Annotated in this window: 1 protein-coding gene; it reads left to right on the top strand. The window is 66.5% G+C overall.

The features are described from left to right. On the top strand, window positions 1–1907 hold a 1907-nt coding region (gene acs / locus QH470_RS30770; RefSeq protein WP_280275878.1), incomplete at both ends, for an acetate--CoA ligase.

A 1907-nucleotide genomic window follows, 5' to 3' on the forward strand; every position in this document is an offset into this window, starting at 1 on the left:
TATCCGCCGACCGCGGAGTTCGCTGCGGCTGCCAATGCCGATGCGTCTCTCTACGATCGGGCCGCTGCCGATCGGGAGGGGTTCTGGGCCGAGCAGGCCGACCGGCTGCACTGGCACCAACGCTGGACCCGGGTACTGGACTGGGACAACCCACCATTCGCCCGCTGGTTCGTCGACGGCACCCTCAACATCGCCTACAACTGCGTGGACCGCCACGTCCTGGCCGGACACGGCGAACAGGTCGCCATCCACTGGGAAGGCGAACCCGGCGACTCCCGCACCCTCACCTACACCGACCTACTCACCGAAGTCTCACAGACCGCGAACTACCTCACCACACTCGGCCTCGCACCCGGAGACCGCGTCGCGATCTACATGCCGATGATCCCCGAAGCAATCATCGCCATGCTCGCCTGCGCACGACTGGGCCTGGTGCACTCGGTAATCTTCGCCGGCTTCTCCGCCGCCGCGCTACGCCAACGCATCCACGACGCACAAGCACGGCTGGTGATCACCACCGACGGGCAATGGCGCCGCGGCACCCCCGCACCCTTGAAACAATCCGTCGACCACGCCCTCGCCGAGCAACCGGATTCGACCGTGGAACACGTCCTGGTAGTACGACGCACCGGCATCGACGTGCCCTGGACCACCGGCCGCGACCTGTGGTGGCACGACACCGTCACCCACGCCTCCCCCGAACACGAACCACAACCCTTCGACGCCGAACACCCCCTCTACATCCTCTACACCTCCGGCACCACCGGCAAACCCAAAGGCATCCTCCACACCTCCGGCGGCTACCTCACCCAAGCCGCCTACACCCACCACACCGTGTTCGACCACACACCCGGCCGCGACATCTACTGGTGCACCGCCGACATCGGCTGGGTCACCGGCCACTCCTACATCGTCTACGGCCCCCTCGCCAACCGCGCCACCCAAGTCGTCTACGAAGGCACCCCCAACCACCCCGACGAACACCGCCACTGGCAGATCATCGAAAAATACGGCGTCACCATCTACTACACCGCCCCCACCCTCGTACGCACCTTCATGAAATGGGGCCGCGACATCCCCGCCGCCCACAACCTGTCCAGCATCCGCGTACTGGGCTCGGTCGGCGAACCCATCAACCCCGAAGCCTGGCGCTGGTACCGCCACGTCATCGGCGCCGACACCGCCCCCATCGTCGACACCTGGTGGCAAACCGAAACCGGCGCCATCATGATCTCCCCCCTGCCCGGCGTCACCCCCACCAAACCCGGCGCCGCCATGACACCACTGCCCGGCATCTCCGCGAAAGTCGTCGACGACGACGGCAACACCGTCACACTCGGCGACACCGAAGCCAACGGCTACCTCGTCCTCGACCAACCCTGGCCCGCCATGCTCCGCGGCATCTGGGGCGACCCCGACCGCTACAAGCAAACCTACTGGTCCCGCTACCCCGACCACGGCTGGTACTTCGCCGGCGACGGCGCCAAACTCGACACCGACGGCGACCTCTGGATCCTCGGCCGCGTCGACGACGTCATGAACATCTCCGGCCACCGCATCTCCACCGCCGAAGTCGAATCCGCCCTCGTCGCCCACCACGACATCGCCGAAGCCGCCGTCGTCGGCGCCACCGACACCACCACCGGCCAAGGCATCGTCGCCTTCGTCATCCCCACCACCCACGCCCACAACACCGGCCAACAACTCATCGACCAACTCAAAACCGAAGTCTCCCGCACCATCAGCCCCATCGCCCGCCCCCGCGAAATCCACATCGTCCCCGAACTCCCCAAAACCCGCTCCGGCAAAATCATGCGCCGCCTCCTCCGCGACATCGCCGAAGGCCGCGAACCCGGCGACACCTCCACCCTCGTCGACCCCAACGTCTTCCACGCCATCCGCCAACA

This window comes from Nocardia wallacei (genome assembly GCF_029868745.1).
Classification (GTDB): domain Bacteria; phylum Actinomycetota; class Actinomycetes; order Mycobacteriales; family Mycobacteriaceae; genus Nocardia; species Nocardia wallacei_B.